Below are 23,884 nucleotides of genomic sequence, written 5' to 3'. Positions count from 1 at the left end.
CGGCGCAGCGGGCTTGACCTGCTGATTCGGGTAGCGACACACCGAAGATCGAGTGGTTCGGAGCAGGCACGGAGGGACCGCTGATCATGAAGGTTCCTACGCCATCGTGACTTTCGGACCCTCGCCGTGGTCAAGCAGGCACCGGCGGCCCCTCGCCCGCGCCCAGCGTTCGCGCCCGATCGACATGATCGGACAAACCAAGCAGCTCCCAGCGTCGAAGGGAAATGGGCACGTTGCCGTCAGACCAGAGATCTATGTGGAAATCGGCGAGGTCGAACGTATCCGGTCGATCGTGCGCACAGGCTGTCATCAGGTCCAGTACCTGTTGCTTGCCCGTCTGGTAGCTCAGCCCCTGCCCTGGGTGTCCGGCAAAGTGGACCGCCTCCTCCCATGCCGTTCGGCGGTCCATCGCCACCGAGGTGGCGAGCCGGTCGGCGGCCGTCTCGATCGTGAGCTCGCCGAGAGCGAGCCCGATGTCGATCTCGACGCGCAACGACCGAAGCCGCATGGCGTTCAGGACAAACAGCGAGCTTTCGGGAAGGTTGTCGAACAGCCCGGCCGTGAGGAGGGCCTCTTCGTTGGCGAAGGCAATTCCTTCGTTCGCCGCGGAATCGTAGTAGTGGCGGCGGACCGGATTGGGGTGCCGCGAGGACAGTGCTGCCTGCCAGGCATGTACGCCTTCGTGTGCGATGCCGACGCGGGGGTCACGTGCCTCCGCGAGCTCGAAGTAGGGCAGATCCTCTCGCGGGGCGCGGATGTACCGCAGTGCGTCGCCGGCGGGACAGCCGGGCGAGGGGAGGTGGTGCGGAACACACAGCCAGCTGAGCGGCTCCAGATACGCAGGCATGGCAGCGTTGCGGTAGTGAGGCAGGTCGTCGGGAAGATCGACCAAGCCACGTCGGCAGCAGAACGCGCGAACACCTGATTCGTCCTCACGCTGACGGGAGACCTGCTGTGCCACGTCGGCGATCAACGGTGCCGGGGCACTTCGACGGTGACGGGCACGCATGATCAATTCAGCGGCAGTGCTGCGTTGGTACTCCTGACGGCCCATCCAGCGAAGGTGTTCGACGGGGTACGGCAGCAACGCCACTCGGTGCAGGAAGAAATCGAACGCTTCGGCGCCGACGCTCGTCGCGGTCGCGAACGTCGAGAGCCGGTCGCCGAGCCAGATCCGAAAGCTCGTCAGGGCGGAGCAGGCGGCGGCTGTCCTCTTCTGCAAGACCCTTTGCTGGGCAGTGGGCAACAGCGGAGCAAGCGCGGCCATCGCTGTAGCCAGCTGCTCGCTCGCTTTCTCCAGCAGCAGCAACGCACACCGGGCGAAGGGCGCAGCAGCGTGGCCGGCCAGATTCTCCTCCGCGGCCGCGAGGACCGCGGGCACACGCTGCAGGCAGTCCACGAGCGACTGTGCGCGAATCTCGGTGAACGGCGGCGGGGGAAGCAACAGGTTGACCACTGGGCCGAGACTTTGATCGAGGTAGAAGCCCGGGTTGCGCTGCCAGTCCCGCAGCAGGTTCAGCTCCCAATGCACGCGCGCGAGAGCGGAGCCGACGAGCAGCCGGTCGACTTGGTCAGCCACCGGCGCGCCGTAATCCTCGAGCGCGCTGTAGCGTCCGGCGAACCCGGCCAAGACTCGGCGTCGGTCTTCAACTGCCGCCGCCGACCAGTCCGGCACCCACGCCGACGGACGCCGTACCCTGCAGACGTCGTCGAAGGAGTCGGGCCGCGTGGCCTCACGCCACTGCCAGAACTCTTCGGCCAACGTACTCATCGCGGTCATCGACGTTCCGCTCACGAGGTGATGCTGACGTCATACGTGCGCAGCCAGCGATCGACCTCGACGACGGGCAGCACGAACTGCAGGTTGTTCGCCATGGTCATCGTCTTCACCTGGCCGTCGGCCGCCTCCCGTATCTTGCGCATGTCGAGCAACTCCCGCAACGGAGAGGCACTGTCGTTCAGCACAGTGGCCAGATCCGCGCGCACGGCCTTGGCGTGGTCGGAGGAAAACGTTGCCGGATAGGCACTCTTGGCCCGCCACAGCACTTCGGGTGGCAGGAGATCGCTCACCGCTGCCCGCAGCAGGCTCTTCTCCCTGCCGTCGGCGACCTTCATCGGCCAAGGCACGTTCCACACGTATTCGAGCAGCACATGATCACAGAACGGAACCCGGACCTCCAGTCCCAGCGCCATGCTCATCCGGTCCTTGCGGTCAAGCAGGTACAACAACGGTCCTTGCAGGCTGAGGTAGAGCACCTCGCGCATCCGGGCCGCCAGGCCCGATTCGCCGGCCAGCCGGGGAACACGGGCCATCATCGTCCGGTAGCGGTCGCGCTCGTCGTCGTGGGGACGGACGCTGGCCAGCACGTCGGGCGCCAGGCAGTCGGTCAGTCTCGGCGCCGAGCCGAGCCAGGGAAAAGTGTCGCCCCAGACGGTGGACCGGTCGAAGAACCAGGGATATCCGCCGAACACCTCATCGGCGCCTTCGCCGGACAACGCCACCGTGGACCGTGCGCGGATCTGCTCGAACAACAGGTACATGGAGGCGTCGAACTGCCCCAGGCTGGGCAGATCACGGGCGGCCAGTGTCGTGGGCGTGACCTCGGCCAGCGCAGAAGGCTCCAGCGTGATCGGCGTGTGGCCGACACCGATGTGCCGGGCCGCGGCCAGCGCGAACGGCATATCACGTTCCGGGCGCAGCGCGGTGGCCGTGAAATCATCGTCGGCTCCAGCGAAGTCGACGGAATACGACTGCAGGTCACCATACGACCGCAGCGCGGCGAGTGCGGTGATGGCACTGGAATCCAGGCCACCGGAAAGCAGCGTGCACAACGGCACGTCGGCGACCAGCTGGTGAACGACGACGTCGTCGAGTATCTCCCTGACCGTGCCCACGGTCGTACCGTAGTCGTCGTGGTGCTCACGACTGACGAGGCGCCAGTACGGAGTCTCGTGCGTGCCGGAACGGCCCACCCTGGCCAGATGCCCCGGCTGTAGCTGACGCAAGTCCGTGAACGGTGTCTCCCAGGGCATGGTGAGCCGCGGGTTGAACAGAATGGGCAGCTTGTCCACACTCATGCGCGGTGTGAACAGCGGGTTCGCCAGTATCGCCTTGGGTTCGGAGGCGAACAGGACGCCACCTTCGTACGCGTAGTAGTACAGCGGCTTCACGCCGAGCCTGTCCCGTACCAGGAGCAGTTCCTCGCGGGCGGCATCCCAGATCGCGAACGCGTAGATCCCCCGTAGCCGGTCGACGAAGCCCGCGCCCCATTCCAGGTACGCGGTGAGCACGACTTCGGTGTCCGACGAAGTGGAGAAACGGTGGCCGAGGGTGATCAGCTGTGTTCGCAATTCGCGGAAGTTGTAGAGCTCGCCGCTGTAGGTCAGCACCGTCGCGGTGTCCGGCCCGCGCCGCCGCACCAGCATCGGTTGCACGCCGCCCTCGATGTCGACAACCGCGAGCCTGCGGTGACCAAGTCCGACGTGGGGGGCGAGCCACAGTCCGGCCGCGTCCGGGCCGCGAGGGCGCAGGGTGTCGGTCATGGCCGCCAGCAGCTTCCGCTCGACGGTCAGGTCACGGGTGAAGTCGACCCACCCGGTGATGCCGCACATCACGCTCCCCCTTTGGCAGACAGACGGATATTCACGGATGCGGCTGCTCAGCGCAGTGACAGGCGTGGCGGCCGGCCCACTGCCGACAGGCCGTCGAGGAACTCGTCGAGGTGAACGAGACGTTTCCCGGACACCCCCGGACATTCCCATCGCAGGTCGAGCCGAGCAGGCCGTTGGTCGTCGTGGAAATACACTGCTTCGAAGCCGTCTTCGGAGAACATGGCCAGCATCGGGTTTGCCACCAGGAAATCACGGACCGGAGGCCGGTCGCGCAATACGCGTAGCAGCAGTCGTTGCTCGCCGAAATGGTTTGCGGGGAGCGCGACCTCCGGGTGCATCTTGCGTTTGAACTGGAACAGTCCCTTGCTGAGAAACGGCTCGCAGCCGGACAGGTCCACTCGCGTGACGCCACGTCCGGTAGCCCACTGGAAGATCATGATGTACAGCGCCAGGTAGGTGGCTGATTCATAGGCTGTCGAACCGCCGCCCTCGACACCGGCCAACCGGATGACCAGAGTCCGGCCGTCGAGTCTGCACAGCATCCCGGCGGTCCGGCGACCCGACTCGCACAGGAAGAACAGCACGCCCCTGCGGAACAGACAGGCCCACGCAGTACGGCGGGACACCGACCGCGCCGCGGCGCCGTGCCGAACGGCCATCGTCGGACGATGCATGCCGTCGTAGAAATGGTCGAAATCCACCGCGCTCGAAGCGACCTCGAGAGTGCGTTCCCGCGCGACCAGTTCCCTGGCGTACTGCTGGCGGGCTTTGCGCGCGATCCGCCTGAGCACCGGTTCGAAATCCCGGCCGATGGGGACGGAGAGAGTGATCCGCAGCGGCGCGAGCACACTATGGGCCGGCAGCGGCGCCGGGGTCCGGCGCACTGGCATGCCCACTGCCAGAATGTCGGTCTCCGAGACGGCGTCAGCATGCGCCAGCTCCGGCCAGGTGCTGCGATGCTCGGTGCGTGCTGGGACGCCTCCTCGTCGCTGTTCGAGAAAGTCGAGTACGTGGATCACTCCACGAGACAGGCCGCCGTACGCGAGCACCGGAGCATCCGGCGAGCCGGCGGAGCGCACCACGGCCGGACGCACCCCGGCTACGGCATCGACCAGGGAATGCGCACGTACGATCCGGGGGTCGGCACTGTTGTTCCATGCGTAGCGCCAGTTTGTCAGTACCACACGACCTCCATCTCGTCCCGGCACCGGGCCGAACCCGCTGGGCACCTCGGAGAATCGGCTGTCTTCCGTTCGCCGGTTCGCCTCGTCACCCGAAGTCCGTCCGGTGCCGCAATTCCTGTGTTTCGACGTCGGTCCCGATCGAGCTCAGTTGCCGCGTCAGCCGGCGGCGCCTGGCATCACGCGGACGCTGTAGCTCGGACGAGTGCGGCGAGTTCCTCAAAGGTGCTGACGCGGGTTATGTGCTCATCCCGCATCGGAGGGAGCACCGAGTCGTCGTAGCTGCCGGAGCCGTGTACGACCACGTCGGTGCCTGGGGCGACCAGTCCGCGTTCCCTGGCTACCAGGACACCTGTCAGTACCTTGATCAGTGACCACTCGCGGATCGACGCCGGGTCCGCACCGATCTCGATACCCGCGTTCGACGCCAGGGCGCGGACCTGGGCGAAGCGAGTCAGGCACTCCCGCCTGGACACCACTACCCCGCCTCCGCCGTACCTGCCGACGATCGCGTTTACCTGTGCGGAGGTCGCCGGGGACTTGGTGTAGAAGGTGGCGTCGATCGTCTCGTCCGGAGCATCGGTCACGGCGGGGAACTCAAGAGCGGCTTCCTGCCGCCAAAGTCCTGACGACGAGTCGTACGCGTAGTCGGGCACCTTGGTACCGAGGAGGCTGGTCACCATGTCAGGCGTGGCCAACTGCTGGACCAGGAAGAAGCCGGGATGCTTCGCTGGCACACGCAGGCCGGGAAGTCCCGTGGCGAGCGCCTCGAAGCCAAGGTGGTAACCGAGCAGGCCGAACGCACTGGACACGGCGTGTGCGTGGAGCCGCGGAGGCGAGTTCTCCGTGACCGGGAGCAGCTCGGCCTCGACAAAAGCCCGCGCCGCGTCGGCGATCCGGTAGTTGTCGAGATCGAGGGTGTACCAGACACGGAAACCCGTGGTGTCCATGATTTCCGCCGCATGCGCGGCGACGACCTCGGCAGACATCTGCTTGACATCAGCGGGCTGATCGACGTTTGCCATGGCGACCGGGTTGACTGAGTGCCGGGTGTTCTCTCGGGTCAGCGCGCAGTCGCGCAGCTTCGCCCGCGAGCTTTCCGGGACGAGCATCACCATGCGCAGTTGCTCGGGGGTGACCAGACCGCACTCGTACGCCCGCCCGATCGCGTCGCGCAAAGCCGTACCTTTGTTGCCCGACGTGGGCGTGAAGATCAGGATCCGCTCACCGGTACGCCGAATATGGCTGACCGCACGTGAGACCATCAGCAGCGACGCCATCGTCTTGGTCGTCCGTGCGCCGGGATTGCGCATCAGGTCGAGGAGGAAGGTGTTCTGGCCTACCTGACTCAGTCCGATATCAGTGACGTCGGTGAACTGTTCGAAGACGTCCAGCGGCTCCAGCGGGATTGCCAGGTCACCGCCACGGGCGGCCGTCAGGACGCGAGCGACGGTCCGGATGTGCCCATGGTATTTACTGAGCGCATTCTGCACGATATTGACCGCGCCGCCGGCTTGGCCCGCAACCAACATGGTCGGATCCCTCCTCGATAGGTCCATGGCGATGGCTCGCCATGAGGGCACAGCCGTCGCCCCACCCCGACGACCCCCAGCCGAAACAACGCCGCCTCCGCCCGGTTCTCCGCACAATGAAGGACGGAACCAGATCAAGGCTTCCAGGGCGCTGCACAGGAAAACGAATCATCGAGCCGTCGACAGCAGCGAAACAATTTCTCGACGACCCAAGCCTGAGGGCAGTCGACTTCCGAAATTGATAAACCGCTTTCAGCGGAACAGGCTAGGCGATACACCCCCCAGATACTGCGGCCGACACCGTTGCAGGCAGCCGTTCTGTTGATCTTTCCTTACGAATTCAGCAAAGCCATGCATCGCGTTTTCAAACGCCGCTTCGGTTCCGCTGAACACACCGTCCGACCGGGGGTAGTTCACCACCACATCCGTGAAACCGAGTTCGCGACAGCGGCTGACGACATCGGTGAACCGTTCGACCGTCTCGTAGGGGCCGGAGACAATCCGGCTCACGTTGACCAGCTTGCGCATCTCTCGAGCGTCGCGCCCGACGCGCTCGCAGGCGTGCTCCAGCCGACGCATCTGCTCGCCGAGCAGCCTCCAGCTGTCCGCCTCCCGCCGGGCCCCCGGTTGTCGCGCGTCGCCGATGGTGACCCACACATCGGCGTGTCGGGCGACGACAGCCAGACCACGCGGCCCTGAGGCCGCGATCGCAAACGGCACTCGAGGGCGTTGCACACAACCAGGAATCATCCGGGCGCCCACCGCGGTGAAATGCCGACCGGCGTAATCCGTCACTTGGTTGCGCAGCAGCAAGTCGGACAACTCGACGAACTCCGCGAACCGGTTCGCGCGGTCTTGGCCGGGCAGCTCCGTGCCGCCGAGCAGAAGCGCGTCCGGCCCGGCGGCACCCGCGCCGACGCCGAACACGAACCGTCCTCCCGAGATTTCGTCCAGAGTCATCACTTGCTTGGCGAGGACCACGGGATGGCGAAAGTTGGGTGTGGCAACCATGGTGCCGATTCTGATCCGATCAGTGATACCGGCCACTGCGGTCAACACCGTGAGGGAATCATACCAGGTTCTGTCGGACAGAGTTCGCCAGGAATGGTGGTCGAACATCCAGGCGTGGTCAATGCCCAGCCGCTCCAGGCCGGTCCAGATCTGGCGGGCCCGTGTCCATTCGTACTCAGGGAGCACTACTGCGCCCAACCGCACGTTCGTCATCACACGCGCCCCCGCCGGCAGGAGAACGACGGGCCGTCCACGACTCCCCGTACACCTCGGGGAATCGCGTCGGCATGACTGGTGCTGCCCAGCACACCATTCACCAGGATCCACCTCCGTCCGGACGCCGATCACCGCTTGTCTTCGTCAGCGGGGAGGGACGCTCACTCTTTTCGACCAGACTTCGTGGCCTCATATCAGTCCAGTGGCTCTCGACGTAGTCGAGGCAGGCTTGCCGGTCGGTCTCCGGGAGCGCCACCGACCAGCCGCCCGGGACCTCGGCGAAACTCGGCCACAATGAGTACTGCTGTTCGTGGTTCATCAGGACGAGGAAACGACCACCAGGATCATCGAAAGGGTTTTCCATAGGTACCTTCTCTTGGACTGACTCTGCGCGGAGGGTTGCGAATGTATCGGCGCCCTGGTTATTTGGCGTCCCCCGACGGCACGGCCGATTCGTCGGTGGCGCCGGCCAGCGCTCGGTTGTTCAGTCTGGGATAGGCCGCGAGCGTCACCAAGAGGAGGAAGACACCTCCTGCAACATACGTAACCTGGACGGAAAACGCGTTGGCGATAACGCCGCCGAGTATCGCGCCGATCGGGCCACCGATCATCACCACCATTCTACTCGACGAGAGCACCCTCCCCAATAGACGACGAGGGATGATCTGCTGGCGGAGGGTACTGGTCACGACGTTCTGCGCGGTCGTCAGCGCACCGGTCGCCATCATCATGAGAGCGGCGACCCAGACATTTGCGACGAGTCCCATTACCATAACGGCCACGCCCACACCGGCCCTCCCCGCGAGCAATACCGTGCCGGGACCGAATCGTTTGCTCACGACGGAACTCGCCAATCCCCCGGCCGTTGCACCTATCGCAGTGGCGGTCAGCAGCAAGCCGAACCCGACGTCCGGTAGTCCGAGGAACTGCTTGGCCAGGAGCGCCAGCATCCCGAACTGAGCCGAGGCGACGACGTTACCCAGGCAGGTGATCGCGGCGAGTGTCCGAAGGACGCGGTTCCCGAGCAACCACCGAATGCCCTCGACGATTTCCATCCGGATACTCTTGCGTGGAGCGTCGGACTCCTCCTTGGCCTGGGTGTCCGGCCGGATCGAGAGGATCAGCGCGCCGCTGGCGGCGAATGAGAGGGCGTTGCCGGCGAACGGCAGGACGTTCCACACGCCGAACAACACGGAGCCCAGCGGCGGCCCCACGAATTGCTCGCCGTTGATGTCCGCTGCGGCGATCCGCCCGTTCGCAGCGGACAGGTGCCGTGGGTCCCGTGACACGAAATCCGGAATGGCCGACTGGGCGGCGATGTCGAAGAAGACCTGCCCGACGCCGAGGATGAACGCTGCGAGCACGAGCCAGGCGAGGTTCACCCGCCCAGTCAGGACAAGTGCCACGAGCACGGCCAGGACCGCGAACCGGCCGGCGTCCGCCCACACCATGACCCGCCGACGATCCAGCCGATCGACGACGACACCGGCGTGCAGTGAAACCAACACCCAGGGAATCTCGACAGCCGCGACAACCAGGCTCAGCGCTACCGGGCTGCTGGTGGATTGGAGGACCAGCAAGGGCAACGCGGCCACGTGCATACCGGTGCCGGTGGCAGACACGAGCGTGGCGCCAAAGAGCCTGTGGAAGCGAATTCCCAGCCTCACCTTGACGTCGTCAGATTCCTTCGTGGACACTTCGGGAACTCCCTCCGGCTAAGCTTTCAAAACAGACGACTCTCGCGCTGGTTACCGCTCTGAACCGTACCGCGTAAGCACGTTCGCGGATAGTCGGGACTGTCGAACAGCTCAGTAACGCTTCGTCCTTTCGAGCTTCTCGGCAAGCACTTCGACTATTCGGACCAACGGCTCCGGCCGCAACATCTCGTGGTGCTGTGCAGCAATGACGTGTGTGTGCACAGAGCCCGTGACGAAGCGTTCCCATGCGGTGGGTTTGAGCTCGGGGATATCGTGATCACCGGTAGCGCTGAAAAACAGCACGTCCCCGTTGAACAGGGGTGGGTCGTGCTTCATGGCGAGGCGCGTGTTGTGCCCGAGAACGGCGGCCAACTCGGCCGCCCGTCCATCATCCACCTGGGCCAACGCAGTGCCGTCGAGGTGCAGACGACGTACCGTTTCGAGGTCTGGTGTCGGCTCCTCGGCAAGTGAGCCTGGTTCTCCGCCGGCATACGGATAGCAGTCGATCAACGCCAACAGGTCGATTTGTTCTCCAGCTTCACGGAGCATCGCTGCGATCGTGTGGGCCACATTGCCGCCGAATGACCAGCCCGCCAAGCGGTACGGGCCCGCCGGCTGAACCTCACGGATTCGGCTGAGGTAGTCCAGCGCCATGTCCGTCAACGTCGGCGCGAGTAGGTTGCTATCCGAAACCGCCCTCGCTTGCAGCCCGTAAATCGCGGGACCGCGTAGATGCCGGGCGAATCCCGCATAGCACCAGCTCAACCCGATGCCAGGATGGACGAAGAAGATAGGTGGCAGATCACCGTTCGCCCGGATTGGCAATAGTACGTCGTCGTTGTTCGACACGTTACCGGTGTTGATCAGATCGCTCATCTGCGCGACTGTCGGTGCTTGGAAGATCCGACTTATCGAGAGCTCCGTGCCGAAGGACGCCTTGATAGAGCTCGCCAAACGTGCCGCGAGCAAGGAATGTCCACCGATTTCGAAGAAGTCATCGTCTACACCGACATGGTCGAGGCCAACCGTCTCAACGAACAGGCCGCACAGCACCTCTTCCACCGGATTCGATGGTGCCCGCTGGGATGTCGACGAGACTCGGACAGGCGCAGGAAGCGCCTTTCGGTCCAGTTTGCCGTTCCGCGAGACCGGCAGCGACGCCAGGAAGACGAAGTCGTTAGGCACCATGTAGTCCGGCAACTTCGCACTCAATGCCGTGCGAAGTTCGGTCCTCAAGGCCTGGGTTCCCGGCCCGCGGCCGCGTGACGCCGCAGGGGTGGCCGCGGTGCGCGGCTTGCTGGTCGCCGTGACGTTGACGAGTCCACTGTGGATCAGCGTATCCGCAGCCTCGACGTGGACGATGAACCCGTTGGTACGCAACAGCTCCGTGATCGTGTCCAACCGGCCGTCACGGTCGTGCACTTCGGCGACGACCTGCCGGATCCGTGACCAGTGCTCCGGCCTAATGCCCCGCAGCACCTCGACCTCGCTCTTCTCCGCGTCCACCTTCAGCAGGTCGATGCGCTCGACCTGATGCTCATCGATGACGTCGGAGACCGTGCGCATCGCGCAGACGACGTCGTGCCGGTCCCGCAGTCGTACGGTCACCAGTTCGGTGATCGCGCCGGCGACGCCCTCGCCCGCGTCGCGCAGGGCGTAGGCCTCGACCACCGCACGCTCGTCGGACTCGTCACCGAACCGGCCGGACAGCATGGACAGCTGGGGGTAGAAGGTGAACGACGCGGCGCCGGGCTCCGCGCCGACACCACACTCGAAGACGTGCGCCTCGACCCCGTTGACAGACAGGTTGAGCGCCAGTTCGCGCCTGAGGTCCGGGATCGGCTCGAACGCGTAGATCGTCGCGTCAGGCGCGTTCTGCGCGACGAAGAGCGAGAAGAGACCGATGTGCGCGCCGATGTCGAAAACGACGGCATCCTGCGGAAGCGTCACGCCGTGCCGCATGTACTCACGGCGTTCGAAGATCTCCTGGTGGAGGAAGTCGACTTCCGCGTTGTTGCGACCCAGAACGATCATTCCGTTCGGCAGTTCACGGGACGGCAAGCCGTCCAGCTCACCGGACTGCGAACGGGTGAGCAACTCATGAGCCCTGCCGGCGTTCGTGGTGTCCGGCACGACATAGGCGACCAGCCGGTCTTCCCGGGCCATCACCGCAGCCTGGCCGACGGCTTCGTGGTCGCCCAGGACCGCGGCGATCTCTTCCGGCTCGATCCGAATACCCCGGATCTTGACTTGGTCATCGGCGCGGCCGAGAAACTCGAGGGCACCGGTGGCCATCCGCCGCACCATGTCCCCGGTGCGATACATACGTGAGCCGACAGGTCCAAAGGGATCAGCGATGAACCGCTCGGCTGTCAGGTCCGGCCTGCCGACATACCCTCTGGCCAGTTGCACACCGGCCAGGTACAGCTCGCCCGGCACACCCACCGGCACAGCCCGCAGCGACAAGTCGAGCACGTGGGCGCGTGTGTTCCACACAGGGGAACCGATCGGGATCGACGCGGTGGCTGATCCCGGCCGACAGTCCCAACTCGTCACGTCGACCGCGGCCTCGGTCGGACCGTAGAGGTTGTGCAGAGGCACGGGCAGCACCTCGAAGTAGCGCTCGACGAGCGGTGCGGGCAACGCCTCGCCGCTGCAGATGACCCGTCGCACTCCGCTGCACTTCGCCGCCGCAGGGCTCGAGACGAAGGCGTGCAGCATCGACGGTACGAAGTGCACGGTCGTCACGCCCTGCTCGACGATCAGGGCCGCCAGGTAGTCGGGATCGCGATGTCCGTCCGGACGGGCGACCACCAGCGTCGCACCCGCCAGGAGCGGCCAGAAGAACTCCCACACCGACACGTCGAAGCCGAACGGTGTTTTCTGCAGCACGCGGTCATCGTCGTCCAAGCCGAATTTGTCCTGCATCCACAGGAGCCGGTTCACGATCGCGTCGTGCGACACCACCACGCCCTTGGGACGCCCGGTCGAGCCGGACGTGTAGATCAGGTAGGCCGGGTGCTCCGGCAGCAGTCGCGCCCGTCGCAGGGTTCCGGCCGACGGCACCTGCCCGGCGAGCTCAGCCATCACCGCGTCGTCGTCGAGGAGCGCCGTCTTCGCTCCGGCGGGCAGGCTCGCGGACCCGCCGGCCGTCGTGAGGACGACGACGGGGGCGGCTTCTTGCAGCATCACCGCGATCCGCTCCGTTGGCTGGTCCACGTCGATCGGCAAGTAGGCGGCGCCTGACTTGAGCACTGCCACCAACGCGACGACGAGGTCTGCCGAACGGTGAATCGCGACACCGACGAATCGCTCAGGACCCGCCCCGTGTTCGAGCAACAGCGCGGCGAGACGGTTGGCTCGCGAGTCCAGTTCCGCGAACGACAATCGTTCTTCGCCGAACACGACGGCTTCAGCGCGCGGCGTCCGCGTCACTTGTCGCTCGATCAACTCCACCAGCGTCGCGGATGGCACATCGACCGCGGTGTCGTTCCACGCCTCCACTGACACTTCGTCGGTTTCGTCTGCCAGGCCGAGTTGGTGGATCGGCAGGTCAGGGTTCGCCGCTACCGCTCGCAACAAGGTCGTCAGCCGGTGGGCGATCCGCTCAGCGGTCGGCGGGTCGAACAGCCCGGTGCGGTACTCCACTTCCACTTCAAGACCGGCGTTCTTGCCGTCCGCGTCGAAGCGTTCGGACAGGTAGAACGTCAGATCGAACTTCGCCTGGGCGGCACCGAGATCGGCTGCCAAGGACTCAGCCCGCAGTCCTGCGAGCTGCCAGGACGCATGGCTGTTGTTCTGCAGAGTCACCATCACCTGGAACAGCGGGGTGACCCCTCGGATCCGGCTCGGGTTGAGTGCTTTGACCACCGCCTCGAACGGAACGTCCTGATGCGCGTGAGCAGCGAGGTTCGCCTCCCGTGTTCGGCCCAGCAACTCCAGGAAACCCGGGTTTCCCGAGACATCCGCACGCAGCACGACGGTGTTCATGAAGAACCCGACCATTTTGTCGAGCGCGTCATCGGTTCGACCGGCGATCGGACTTCCCAAAGGAACATCCGTTCCAGCACCAAGGCGTGACAACAGCACCGCCACGGCGGTCTGCACCACCATGAAGAGCGTGGCGTTGTTCTTCCGGGCGATTTCGGTCAGACCGGCAGAAACCTCCGGGGGGAGCTCGGTCGAAACCGATGCCCCCGCGCTTTCCGCCGCCGCGCCAGGACGATCGAAGGGCAGCTCGAGTCGGGCAGGGACACCCGCCAGCTGCTCCTTCCAGTAAGCCAACTGCCGGGCGAAGACACTGTCCGGATCGTGCTCGTCGCCCAGCAACCGACGTTGCCACAACGTGTAGTCGACGTACTGAACCGGCAGTTCCGGGAAATTGGACTCCGCACCTTGCCTGTGCGCTTCGTAGGCCGTGGCCAGATCCCGCAGCAACGGGCTCATCGACCACCCGTCACACGCGATGTGGTGCACCACCAACAGGAAAACGTGCTCCTCCGGAGTCACCCTGAACAGGCATGCTCGCACCGGCAGATCTGCCGAAAGATCGAACTCACGCCCCGTGACAGACGCCAGTTCCCGGTTCAGGCCGGCTTCGGCGACCTCGACCACCGGCACGTCCAGGAGCACCGACTCGACCGGAAGCACCTCCTGCCACGGCTGTCCGTCCTGGTCCGGGAAAACGGTCCGCAGGCTCTCGTGCCGTTCCACGACCTCGCCCAACGCGGACTTGAGCGCAACGGCGTCGACGACGCCGGACAACCGCACCACGAACGGCAGGTTGTAGGACGCGTTCTCGTTCGTCTTGCTCAAGAACCACAGCCGTTGTTGCGCGAACGACAACGGGGCTCGCTCGGGCCGTTCCACCGCCGTCAGCGAGGCCCGCACGTCCGCGTCGTCGTCCAGTCGCTGCGCCAGGGCCGCGACGGCAGGCGCTTCGAACAACGTCCGAACGGCCACCTCGACACCCAGCACCGAGCGGATCCGGCTCGTCAGGCGGGTCGCCAGCAGGGAGTGCCCACCGAGTTCGAAGAAGCTGTCGTCGATCCCCACCTCGATCACACCGAGGATCTCCGCGAACAGGCCGCACAAGATCTCCTCGCGCGTGTCGCGAGGTTTCCGGGACGGCCCGGAACCACCGGGATCAGGCGCCGGCAACGCCCGCCGATCCAGCTTCCCGTTCCGGGTCAGCGGCAGCTCGTCCAGCGTGACCACCGCGGCCGGCACCATGTGCTGCGGTAGGGTCCGGACCACGAAGCGGCGCAGTTCGACCGGGTCGGCATCGCCGACCACGTACGCGACCAGGCGCTTGCCGGACCGGTCGCCGTGTGCGACGACTCTTGCCTGGGCGACACCCCGGTGCCGCGCGAGGGAAGCCTCGATCTCACCCGGCTCGATCCGGATGCCCCGGATCTTCACCTGGTCATCGACGCGTCCACTGAACTGCAACTGGCCATCGTCATCCCGCCGGGCCAGATCCCCAGTCCGATACATCACTTCGCCGGTGGTGCTGAACGGATTGGCGACGAATCTCGCCGCGGTCAGACCTGGCCGGTTCAAGTATCCGCGGCCCACATTGTCGCCCGCGAGGTAGATTTCGCCGACAACTCCGACCGGGACGAGACACAGCCGGGTGTCCAGGACATACGCACGTGAGTTGTCCACCGACCTGCCGATCGGCACCGAAACGAGCGGTTCGCTCGCCGGGTCCAGTACGAACCGCGTGGCCGCGTGGGTCTCGGCCGGGCCGTACTCGCTGCTCAACCGCCGGTCGGGCCGCGATCGCCAGACGCTGTCTATCGACGGGGACAGGGTGAATTCTTCGCCGGCCTGGACGATGTTCGTCAGCGCGGTAAGTTCGAGACCTGCACTGCACGAGGCTTCGCAGACAGCGTCGATGACCGGAGCCGGTGCATTGAATTCGCTGATCTGGTGTTCATCGAGCCAATGCGCGAGTAACCTCATGTCGCGCTGAATATCGTTGTCCGGTATCACCAGGCAACCGCCGCACAGCAGCGTGGCGAGGATCTCGACGATGGACACGTCGAAGCTGATCATCGTGAACATCGCCGTGCGCAACCCCGGACCGGTCGGCGCCCCGGTACAGCGCCAGTTCAGGAGATTCACCAGCGCACCGGAAGTCTGCACGACGCCCTTGGGAATACCGGTGGAACCCGACGTGTAGATCACATACGCCGGGTGCTCGGCAAGCAGGGGTGTCACCCGATCCGCATCCGTCGGGTTCCGCCCTGCGGCGGAGGTCGTCTCAATCCGGTCCAGCAGCAGCCGAGCGCAGGAGTTCGTGCGCAAGCCACCCGCGGCGCCGGTCGTGGTCAACACCACGGCCGGCGCCGCGTCGGCAAGCATGGTCGCGATCCGCTCGGCCGGATAGGCCGGATCCACCGGGAGGTACGCCGCACCAACCTTGAAAACCGCCAGCACGGCGGCCACCAGTTCCGCCGACCGGTTGGCCATCACCGCGACGATCTGTTCCGGGCCGACCCCTCGCCGGATCAGCTCGTGGGCGATCCGGTTGGCATGCTCGTTCAGTTCCGCGTAGTTCAGCAGGACACCGTCGTCCTCCACAGCCGGGGCCGCCGGAGTTCGGCTCACCTGCGCCTCGAACAGTTCGGCCACCGATGCGTCCACGCGCGGGCGGGCCGTGTCGTTCCATTCGACCAGCAAGCGGTGCCGTTCCCCCGGATCGACCACACTGATCGCCCGGATCCGGACATCGGGATTCGCCGCCGCCGACTCCAGTGTCCGCGCAAGTCCGTTCGCCATGGTCACGATCGTGCTGCGGTCGAACAAGCCGGCTCGATACGTGAGGGTACCCAGGATCCTGCCCGGCTCACCGTCTGCGGTTTCTTCACCGTTGAGGCAGATATCCAGATCGAACGTGGCGGTTCTGTTCTCGAATCGAACTTCGTGCAGCTCGATCTCGGCCATGTCGAGCACGGGTCGGTACGGCGCACCGAACCGGAAGAAAATCTCGAACAGCGGTGTGCTGCTCTGCAGGCGAACCGGGTTGACGGCTTCGACGACCTTCTCGAACGGCACGTCCTGGTTCGCGAACGCGGACAGGTCCACTTCGCGGATCTCCCGCAGCAGATCGGCGAAGGTGAGGTCACCGGAGGTGTCGGTACGGAGTACCAGGGTGTTCGTGAAGTATCCGACCAGATCGTGCAGCACCTCGTCCGATCGGCCGGAAACGACGGTGCCGAGCGACAGATCGGTGCGACCTCCCAGCCGGGTCACAAGTGCCGCGACCGCGGCGTGTGTGATCATGAACATCGTGGTGCCGGTGCGCGACGCCAGTTCAAGGAGAGACCGGTGTACGGCCGGCTCGATCTCGAAGACGACCTCACAGGCGGTGTTGTCCTGTGACCTGCGATCGAGCGGCAGGCCGGTTTCCCAGGATGCGTCGGCCAGCGTGGATCGCCAGTAGTCCAGCTGCTTCGTCATCAGGCTGCCGGGGTCGTCACCGTCGCCCAGCAGTTCTTGCTGCCACAACGTGTAGTCGGCGTACTGCACGGCCAACTCCGGCCAGGACGGCATTTCGCCTGCGGCGCGGGCCGCGTAGGCGGTGCCGAGGTCGCGCCAGAACACCTCCTCGGACCAGCCGTCGAAGGCGATGTGGTGTGCCACCAGGACGAACACACCCACGTCAGCTCCGGTCCAGACGAGCTTGGCACGCAGCGGAAGTTCCGTAGTCAGGTCGAACGGGCGCGCCACGACATCACGCACTATCGGATCGGCCACCGGGGCGTGCACGGAGGTCAGCACCGGTGCCAGGTCCGCGGCGGGCACCACGTGCTGATGCGGTTCCCCCTTCACGACCGGGAAAAATGTGCGCAGGCTTTCGTGCCGGAGTACTACGTCGTGCAGTGCCGATGCGAGCGCAGGTTCATCGAGTGGGGCGGAAAAACGCCACACCATGGGGACGTGGTAGGCGGTGCCCTTCGGGTCCAGCTGATGGAGGAACCAGAGCCCTCGTTGGGAAAAGGAAAGAGGTATCAAGACCACACTCCTTCGGCTTCCGCGGAATTCCGCCGTGAATGGCGTCGGGCTGCCGGTCGGGGCATCTGCGTGCGCCCGCCGGCGGCCGCCGGCAGCCTGTTGTCCTCAGCCGCCAAGAACGAGAGTGGGTTCACAGGAGCTGCCCTTCACGAGTACGACGTCGCAACGTCGGCCGGGACAGCCCGGCCTCGAAGTTCGCCGAGGTGGTCAGCCCGGCCACCGTGGGGTGGTTGAACAGGTCGCGGATCGACACCTCGACGTTCATCGCCGCCCGGATCCGGGCCAGCAGCCGGGCGGCGAGCAGCGAATGCCCGCCGAGGTTGAAGAAGCTGTCGTCGATGCCGACCTCGGGCAGTGCCAGGATCTCCGCGAAAAGGGCACACAGTTGCCGTTCCCGGGGGGTACGCGGCGCCGACCCCTTCCCGGCGACGGCGAGGGCCGGTGCGGGCAAGGCCTTGTAGTTCAGTTTTCCGTTGGGGGTCAACGGCACCGCGTCGATCTCCACAAAGGACGATGGCACCAGGTAATGGGCCAGGTCGCGCGCGGCGGCGGCCTGGAGGACGTTCCCGTCGACCGGTGTCCGGCCGTCACCGACGATGTAGGCGACCAGGTTCCGGTCCGCGGGCCGGTCCTCACGCACGACGACGATCGCCTGCCGCACGCCGGGCACGGTTTCCAGCACGCGGGCGATCTCGGCGGGTTCGATCCGGAATCCGCGGATCTTCACCTGGTCGTCGGCCCGGCCGGCGAACTCCAGTTCCCCGTCGGCGTTCCACCGCACGAGATCACCCGTGCGGTACATCCGATCGCCGTTGTCCCCGAACGGGTTCGCCACGAACCGTTCCGCGGTCAAGCCGGGCCTGCCGGCGTACCCTCGTGCCACCCCCGCGCCGGCCACGTACAACTCGCCCACGCTTCCCGTCGGCACGAGCCGCAGGTGCGCGTCCAGCACGTACACGCCGGTGTTGACCAAGGGCTTCCCGATGGACGCCCGTCCGGTCGCATCCGCGTCGAGCACGCCGATCGACACGTCGTCGGAGCATTCCGCGGGACCGTAGACGTTCATCAGCGGAATGCCGGGAAAGTGCTTGTACCAGCGGAGAATCAGCTCCGGCGGCAGTTCTTCCCCGTGCGCCAGCATCATCCGCAGGCTGCTGAGGTCTTCCTGGTAGTCCGGCGCGCTCTCGACAAGATCGAGGACGGCACGCAGCAACGACGGCACGATCTGCAGCACCGTGATCCGTTCCGCACGGCAGCACCGCAGAAGCGCGGCCGGATCACGCGCGGTGTCGTCGTCCAAGGCGTGCACGCGGCCGCCAACGGCGAGCATGGTCAGCGTCTGCCAGATGGACACGTCGAACGTCAGGGGCGCGTTGAACGCCATGACGTCGTTCTCGTCGAACTCGTACAGGTCGAGCACCGCGTACAAGTGGTTCGCCAGCCCGCGGTGCGGCACCAGCACCCCCTTGGGACGCCCGGTCGAACCCGATGTGAACACCGCGTAGGCGACGAGGTCCTGGTCCAGCCGCCTGGTGAACGACGGCCCGGTGATCGCGAGATCGGCCACGTGGACGTCGTGCCCCGTCTCGGCCGCGATCTCTTCCGCACGGGCCCGCAGGTCCGCCGACGCGAGCAGGACACGCACCCGTCCATCGGCGAGCATCCGGGCCGCGCGGGACACCGGGGTGGTGGAGTCCACGGGCATGTAACCGGCGCCCGCTCCCAGCACGCCCAGGACGGCCGACACGTACCAGGCGCTGCGTTCCGAGAGCACCGCGACCAGATCGTCGGGCCCGACCCCCGCGGCGGCCAGTGACCGGGCGACGTCGGCCGCGTCCCGATCCAGCTCGGCGTAGGTGAGACTGCCGAGCGGCGAGGAGACCACCGTCGCGTCCGGCCGCTGGGCAGCGAACAGGGCGACAGTCGTCGGCAGGTCGAGCAGACGTTCTGGCCGGCGCGGACCGTTCCACGACACGAGCTGCTGGTGCCGCTCCTGCGCCGTGAGGGCCTCGATGCGTCGCAGCGGGACGTCCGGGTCGGCGATGACCGTCCGGACCACGGTCACCAGCCGGGTGACCAGCGCCTCGACGGTACGTCGGTCGAACAGGTCGGTGGCGTACTCCAGGACGACCTTGATCCCCCCTGGTTCGCCCTGGTCGTCGCTGCGGACCGAGAAGTCGGCGGAGAGGTCGAACTTCGCCGTACCCGTCGCGTCGGGCTGGTGGGTGATCGCCACCTCGCCGAGGCGGAGCGCATCGGTGTCCGACCCGTAGCCGTCGTCGAGCGCGATCAGGATCTGGAAGAGCGGGTGGTGGGCCAGGGAGCGCTCGGGATTGAGGCGTTCGACGAGCTGCTCGAACGGCACGTCCTGGTGGGCGAAGGCGGCCAGGTCGGTCGCCCGAACCCTGGCGAGCAGCTCGCGGAAGGTCGGGTCGCCCGCCGTGTCGGTCCGCAGCACCAGCGTGTTGACGAAGAAACCGACGAGGTCGTCCAGGACCTCGTCGTTGCGGCCGGCCACGACCGTGCCCAGCGGAAGGTCCTCACCGGCGCCGACGGCGGTGAGGACCACCGCGAGCACCGCGTGCAGGACCATGAACAGCGTGGCGTCCTCGGACTTCGCCAGCAGGGTGAGACCACCGTGCAGATTCGGGTCGATCGTGAACTCGACGATGTCACCGTCGTGGCTGGCCACCGGCGGGTGCGGCCGGTCGGTGGGCATGTCCAGCCGCTGGGGCACGCCCGCGAGGGTGTCGCGCCAGAACGCGAACTGGACGTTGCGGAGGCTCTCCGGATCGTCCTCCGACCCGAGCAACCGCTGGTGCCAGAGGCCGTAGTCGGCGTACTGCACGGGAAGCGGCGACCACTGCGGAGCGGTTCCGCGGACACGTGCCTCGTAAGCCTGGGACAGGTCCTCGATCAGCGGACGCATCGACCATCCGTCCGCGGCGATGTGGTGCAGCACCACGACGAGCGTGGCCTGATCTGTACCGGTGACGAGGAGTTCCGCGCGGATCGGGATGTCCTTGACGAGGTCGAATGTGCGGCCCACCACCGCCCGGACGGCCGATTCCACGGCATTCGGTGCCATCTCGGTCACGGTCAGCGGCGTGACGACGTCGCCGACCGGAATGATCAGCTGCTCGGGCTCCCCGTCGGCCTCGGGGAACACGGTGCGCAGGCTTTCGTGCCGGACGACCACGTCCGTGCACGCTTCCGTGAGCGCGCGCAGGTCAAGTGGACCGATGATGTGCCAGACGAGCGGGACGTTGTAGGTCGCTCCAGTCTGCTCGTACCTGTCGATGTACCAAAGTCGTTGCTGCGCATAGGAAAGTGGAAGCCGGCAGGGACGGTCGCCCGCGCGCACGGACGGTCGCGCAGCGGCCTGTTCGGCTGCCTCCATCGCGACGGCGAGTCCGGCGACGGTCGGGTGGTTGAAGATGTCCCGAGTGGACACTTCAACCCCGATGACAGCTCGAATCCGGCTGATCAGCCTGGCGGCAAGCAAGGAGTGGCCGCCGAGGTCGAAGAAGCTGTCGTCGATGCCGACGGTGGTGGTACCGAGAACCTCGGCGAACAACTCGGCCAGCCGGGCTTCTTCCGTTGTGCGCGGCGAGCGGCCGCGCTCGTCGGCCGCTGACTCGGGCGCGGGCAGAGCGCGGCGATCAAGCTTTCCGTTGGGTGTGAGGGGAACCTCGTCGAGCCGGACGAACGCAGACGGCACCATGTAGTTCGGCAGGGCGGCTTCCGCGGCGTTCCGCAGAGCGGCGACGTCGACTTCCGCGTCCTCGAGGACGTAGTAGGCGACGAGGCGCTTGTCATCCGGGTGATCCTCGCGTGCCAGCACCACGACCTGGCCGACGCCGGGGACGGCGGCGAGGATCCGTTCGATCTCGGCCGGTTCGATACGGTAGCCGCGAATCTTCACCTGGTTGTCGGCTCGGCCGAGGAACTCCAGTTCGCCGTCGGGGGCCCACCGGACCAGATCACCCGTCCGGTACATGCGCTCGCCGGTGGGGCCGAACGGGTTCGCCACGAACCGTTCGGAGGTCAGTCCCGGCCGCCCTGCGTACCCCCGCGCCAGCCCGGGGCCGGCGACGTACAACTCCCCCGCGACTCCTTGTGGCACGAGCCCCAACCGGCGGTCGAGCACGAGCGTGCTGGTGTTGGCGATCGGCGAGCCGATCGAGGCCGCGCCCCGGTCGGCTTGCTCAGGGCCGATCCACGCGATGGACACGTCGTCAGAGCATTCGGCCGGGCCATACATGTTCAGCAACGGAACATCAGGAACGTGCTGGTACCAACGGGTGATGAGCTCCGGCGGCAGTGTCTCGCCGTGCGCCATCACCAGCCGAAGGCTGCGCAGGTGCGTGAGATGCTCAGGCGCCTCCTCCACGAGATCGAGCACCGTTCGCAACAGCGACGGCACGATCTGCAGCATGGTGATGCCCTGATCGCCGCAGCAGCGCAGCAGGACGGCCGGGTCACGAGCAGTTTCGTCGTCCATCGCGTGCACGCGCCCGCCGGCCGCGAGCATGGTCAGGGCCTGCCAGACCGAGGTGTCGATGGTCAGCGGCGCGTTGAACGCCAGGACATCATGTTCGTCCTGGCCGAGGAGCTCACTTACGACGTGCAGGTGGCTCGCAAGTCCACGATGAGGTACCACGACACATTTGGGGCGTCCTGTCGAGCCGGACGTGAACACGGCGTACGCGGCGGAGCCGGAGAGTCCGCGGGCCGACACCAGGCGGTCGTCGTCGCCGACGTCGACCACCGTCACCTGGTGGGAAGCGGCCCTGGCGATCTCGTCGGCACGCTCGCGGAGCGCTGGTTCGACCAGGAAGTGACGCACCTTGCCGTCCGTGAGCATCGCGGCGGCCCGGTGCACGGGCGTCTCGGCGGCGATCGACATGAAACCGGCGTCCGCGCCGAGGATCCCCAGGATTGCCGAGATGTACCAGCCGTTGCGTTCCGCAAGGACCGCCACCAGGTCGTCCGTGCCGGCACCGGCACGGACCAGCGCCTGCGCGACGCGAGCGCTCTCCGCAGCGAGTTCCGGGTAGCTGAGAGTCTCTTCCGCCCAGGACACCGCGACCGCCTCCGGATCTTCGTCGGCGCGGTCACGCACCACGGCGACGAGATCCAGCGGTTCTTCAGCGCGCGACGGTCCCGCCCATTCGACCAGCTGAGTGTGTCGTTCGGCCGGCGACAACGCGGTCAGCGCCGAGACCGGCCGCGCGGGGTTCTCCGCGGCCGCGGACAGGACAGCGGTCAGGCTGTCCGCGAGCCGGTGAATCGTGGCCTGGTCGAACAGGTCGATGGAGTACTCCAGGACCGCCCGGATTCCAGCGGGATTCCCGGCGTCGTCCTCGGTTTCGACGAAGTTCACACACAGGTCGAACCTGGCCGCGGCCACGGGCTGCGGCAGCATCCGCACGCGCACTCCCGGCAATCGCAGCCGGTCCGCCGCGGCGCCGTCTTCGAGCGCGACGAACACCTGGAACAGCGGGTGGTACGCGGGCGAGCGTTTCGGGTTGAGCGCCTCCACCACCCGGTCGAACGGCAGGTCCTGGTGCGAGTAGGCGTCCAGGGCGACGTCGCGGATCCGGTCGAGCAACGCGGTGAAAGCCGGATCGCCGGACAGGTCGGTCCGCAGCACCAGGGTGTCGACGAAGAACCCGACCAGGTCTTGCAGCGCTTCCTCAGTGCGGCCGGCGAACGCGGTGCCGAGCGGGATGTCCTCGCCGGCTCCGTAGGCCGAGAGCGTCACGGCCAGCGCCGCGTGCAGGACCATGAACAACGTGCAGCCCTCGGACAGGGCGAGTGCTCGTGACCGCCGATGCAGATCCGCCGGGATCGCTACCTCGAGGGCCTCGCCGCGGTAGGTGAACGTGGCTAGGCGAGGGCGGTCCACCGGCAGGGACAGCTGCTCTGGCGCCCCGCGCAGGGTCCGCTGCCAGAACTCGACCTGCTCGGTGGCGAGCGCGCTGAGTTTCCCATCCTCTCCGAGCAGGTTCCGCTGCCACAGGGCGTAGTCCGCGTACTGCACGGGCAACCGACCCCAACCCGGGGCGACGCCCTGCACGCGGGCCACATACGCCGTACTGAGATCGCGCGCGAATCGTTCGAGCGACCACCCGTCACACACGATCTGGTGCACGACGGCCAGAAGCGTCCGTTCGTCGGGACCGTTGACCATGAGATGCGCGCGGATCGGCGGTTCCGCGTGCAGGTTGAACTCCTGGCCGACGAGGTCGTCGACCCGTCCCGGCACCGAGTCGGTCTGAACCCGTTCGGTCATCAGCAGCGATCCGAGAGAGTCCGGGTCCAGTACCCGCTGTTCCGGTTCGCCGTCGGTCTCGGGAAACACAGTGCGCAGACTCTCGTGCCGTGCGACGACATCCCGCAGCGCCGATTCCAGTGCGCTCTCGTCCACGGATCCCGTCAACTGCCACAGGTACGGCACGTTGTAGGCAGAACCGACGTCGCCGTAGCGCTGGAGGAACCACAGCCGCCGCTGCGCGAACGAGAGCGGGACACGCTCCGGCCGCGGAACCGGGACGAGCTCGGGTCGCGCGTCGTACTCGGCCGTCAAGGTGCACCAACCTTCTGGGAG

The 23,884-nt window shown here is 66.4% G+C and carries 9 protein-coding genes; all 9 read right to left on the bottom strand.

Features of this window, described 5'->3' with window-relative positions:
* Positions 1-130: 130 nt before the first annotated feature.
* Entirely contained in the window at positions 131-1,795 is a 1,665-nt protein-coding gene (locus D5S19_RS16290; protein WP_147397416.1) for a DUF885 family protein, read from the bottom strand.
* The gene (gene asnB, locus D5S19_RS16285; protein WP_120024198.1) at positions 1,792-3,612 is read right to left on the bottom strand and encodes an asparagine synthase (glutamine-hydrolyzing); all 1,821 of its coding nucleotides are present in this window, start codon (positions 3,610-3,612) and stop codon (positions 1,792-1,794) included. Before asnB ends, D5S19_RS16290 begins: the two co-directional genes overlap by 4 nt.
* Positions 3,613-3,659: 47 nt before the next feature.
* Entirely contained in the window at positions 3,660-4,796 is a 1,137-nt protein-coding gene (locus D5S19_RS16280) for a hypothetical protein (RefSeq protein WP_120024197.1), read from the bottom strand.
* A gap of 176 nt (positions 4,797-4,972) precedes the next feature.
* A complete protein-coding gene (locus tag D5S19_RS16275) occupies positions 4,973-6,325 on the bottom strand; it encodes a DUF6002 family protein (RefSeq protein ID WP_120024196.1) in 1,353 nt (450 codons plus the stop codon).
* Between the two features lie 252 nt (positions 6,326-6,577).
* On the bottom strand, positions 6,578-7,549 hold the full coding sequence (locus tag D5S19_RS16270; RefSeq protein ID WP_147397414.1) for an LLM class flavin-dependent oxidoreductase: 972 nt from the start codon (positions 7,547-7,549) through the stop codon (positions 6,578-6,580).
* Between the two features lie 100 nt (positions 7,550-7,649).
* A complete protein-coding gene (locus tag D5S19_RS16265) occupies positions 7,650-7,916 on the bottom strand; it encodes an MbtH family protein (RefSeq protein WP_120024194.1) in 267 nt (88 codons plus the stop codon).
* 58 nt (positions 7,917-7,974) lie between these two features.
* Complete coding sequence (locus D5S19_RS16260; protein ID WP_233573965.1) at positions 7,975-9,249, bottom strand: MFS transporter; 1,275 nt, start codon at positions 9,247-9,249, stop codon at positions 7,975-7,977.
* A gap of 111 nt (positions 9,250-9,360) precedes the next feature.
* Positions 9,361-17,271 (bottom strand): non-ribosomal peptide synthetase, encoded by a 7,911-nt coding sequence (locus D5S19_RS16255; RefSeq protein WP_158605544.1) that lies wholly within the window; start codon positions 17,269-17,271, stop codon positions 9,361-9,363.
* Between the two features lie 130 nt (positions 17,272-17,401).
* Positions 17,402-23,863: a non-ribosomal peptide synthetase gene (locus D5S19_RS16250; RefSeq protein ID WP_120024192.1), complete on the bottom strand. Its 6,462-nt coding sequence runs from the start codon at positions 23,861-23,863 to the stop codon at positions 17,402-17,404.
* Positions 23,864-23,884 lie beyond the last annotated feature (21 nt).

It is taken from the genome of Amycolatopsis panacis (assembly GCF_003600245.1).
GTDB classification, from domain to species: Bacteria; Actinomycetota; Actinomycetes; order Mycobacteriales; family Pseudonocardiaceae; genus Amycolatopsis; species Amycolatopsis sulphurea.
The sequence above is the reverse complement of the archived record's forward strand: the minus strand, read 5'-3'. Positions and strand labels throughout refer to the sequence as shown.

Excerpts from the sequence above, each read along its gene's own strand:
- asnB (WP_120024198.1), bottom strand. The coding sequence starts at position 3,612 with ATGTGCGGCATCACCGGGTGGGTCGACTTCACCCGTGACCTGACCGTC.
- D5S19_RS16275 (WP_120024196.1), bottom strand. The coding sequence starts at position 6,325 with ATGTTGGTTGCGGGCCAAGCCGGCGGCGCGGTCAATATCGTGCAGAAT.
- D5S19_RS16270 (WP_147397414.1), bottom strand. The coding sequence starts at position 7,549 with ATGACGAACGTGCGGTTGGGCGCAGTAGTGCTCCCTGAGTACGAATGG.
- D5S19_RS16265 (WP_120024194.1), bottom strand. The coding sequence starts at position 7,916 with ATGGAAAACCCTTTCGATGATCCTGGTGGTCGTTTCCTCGTCCTGATG.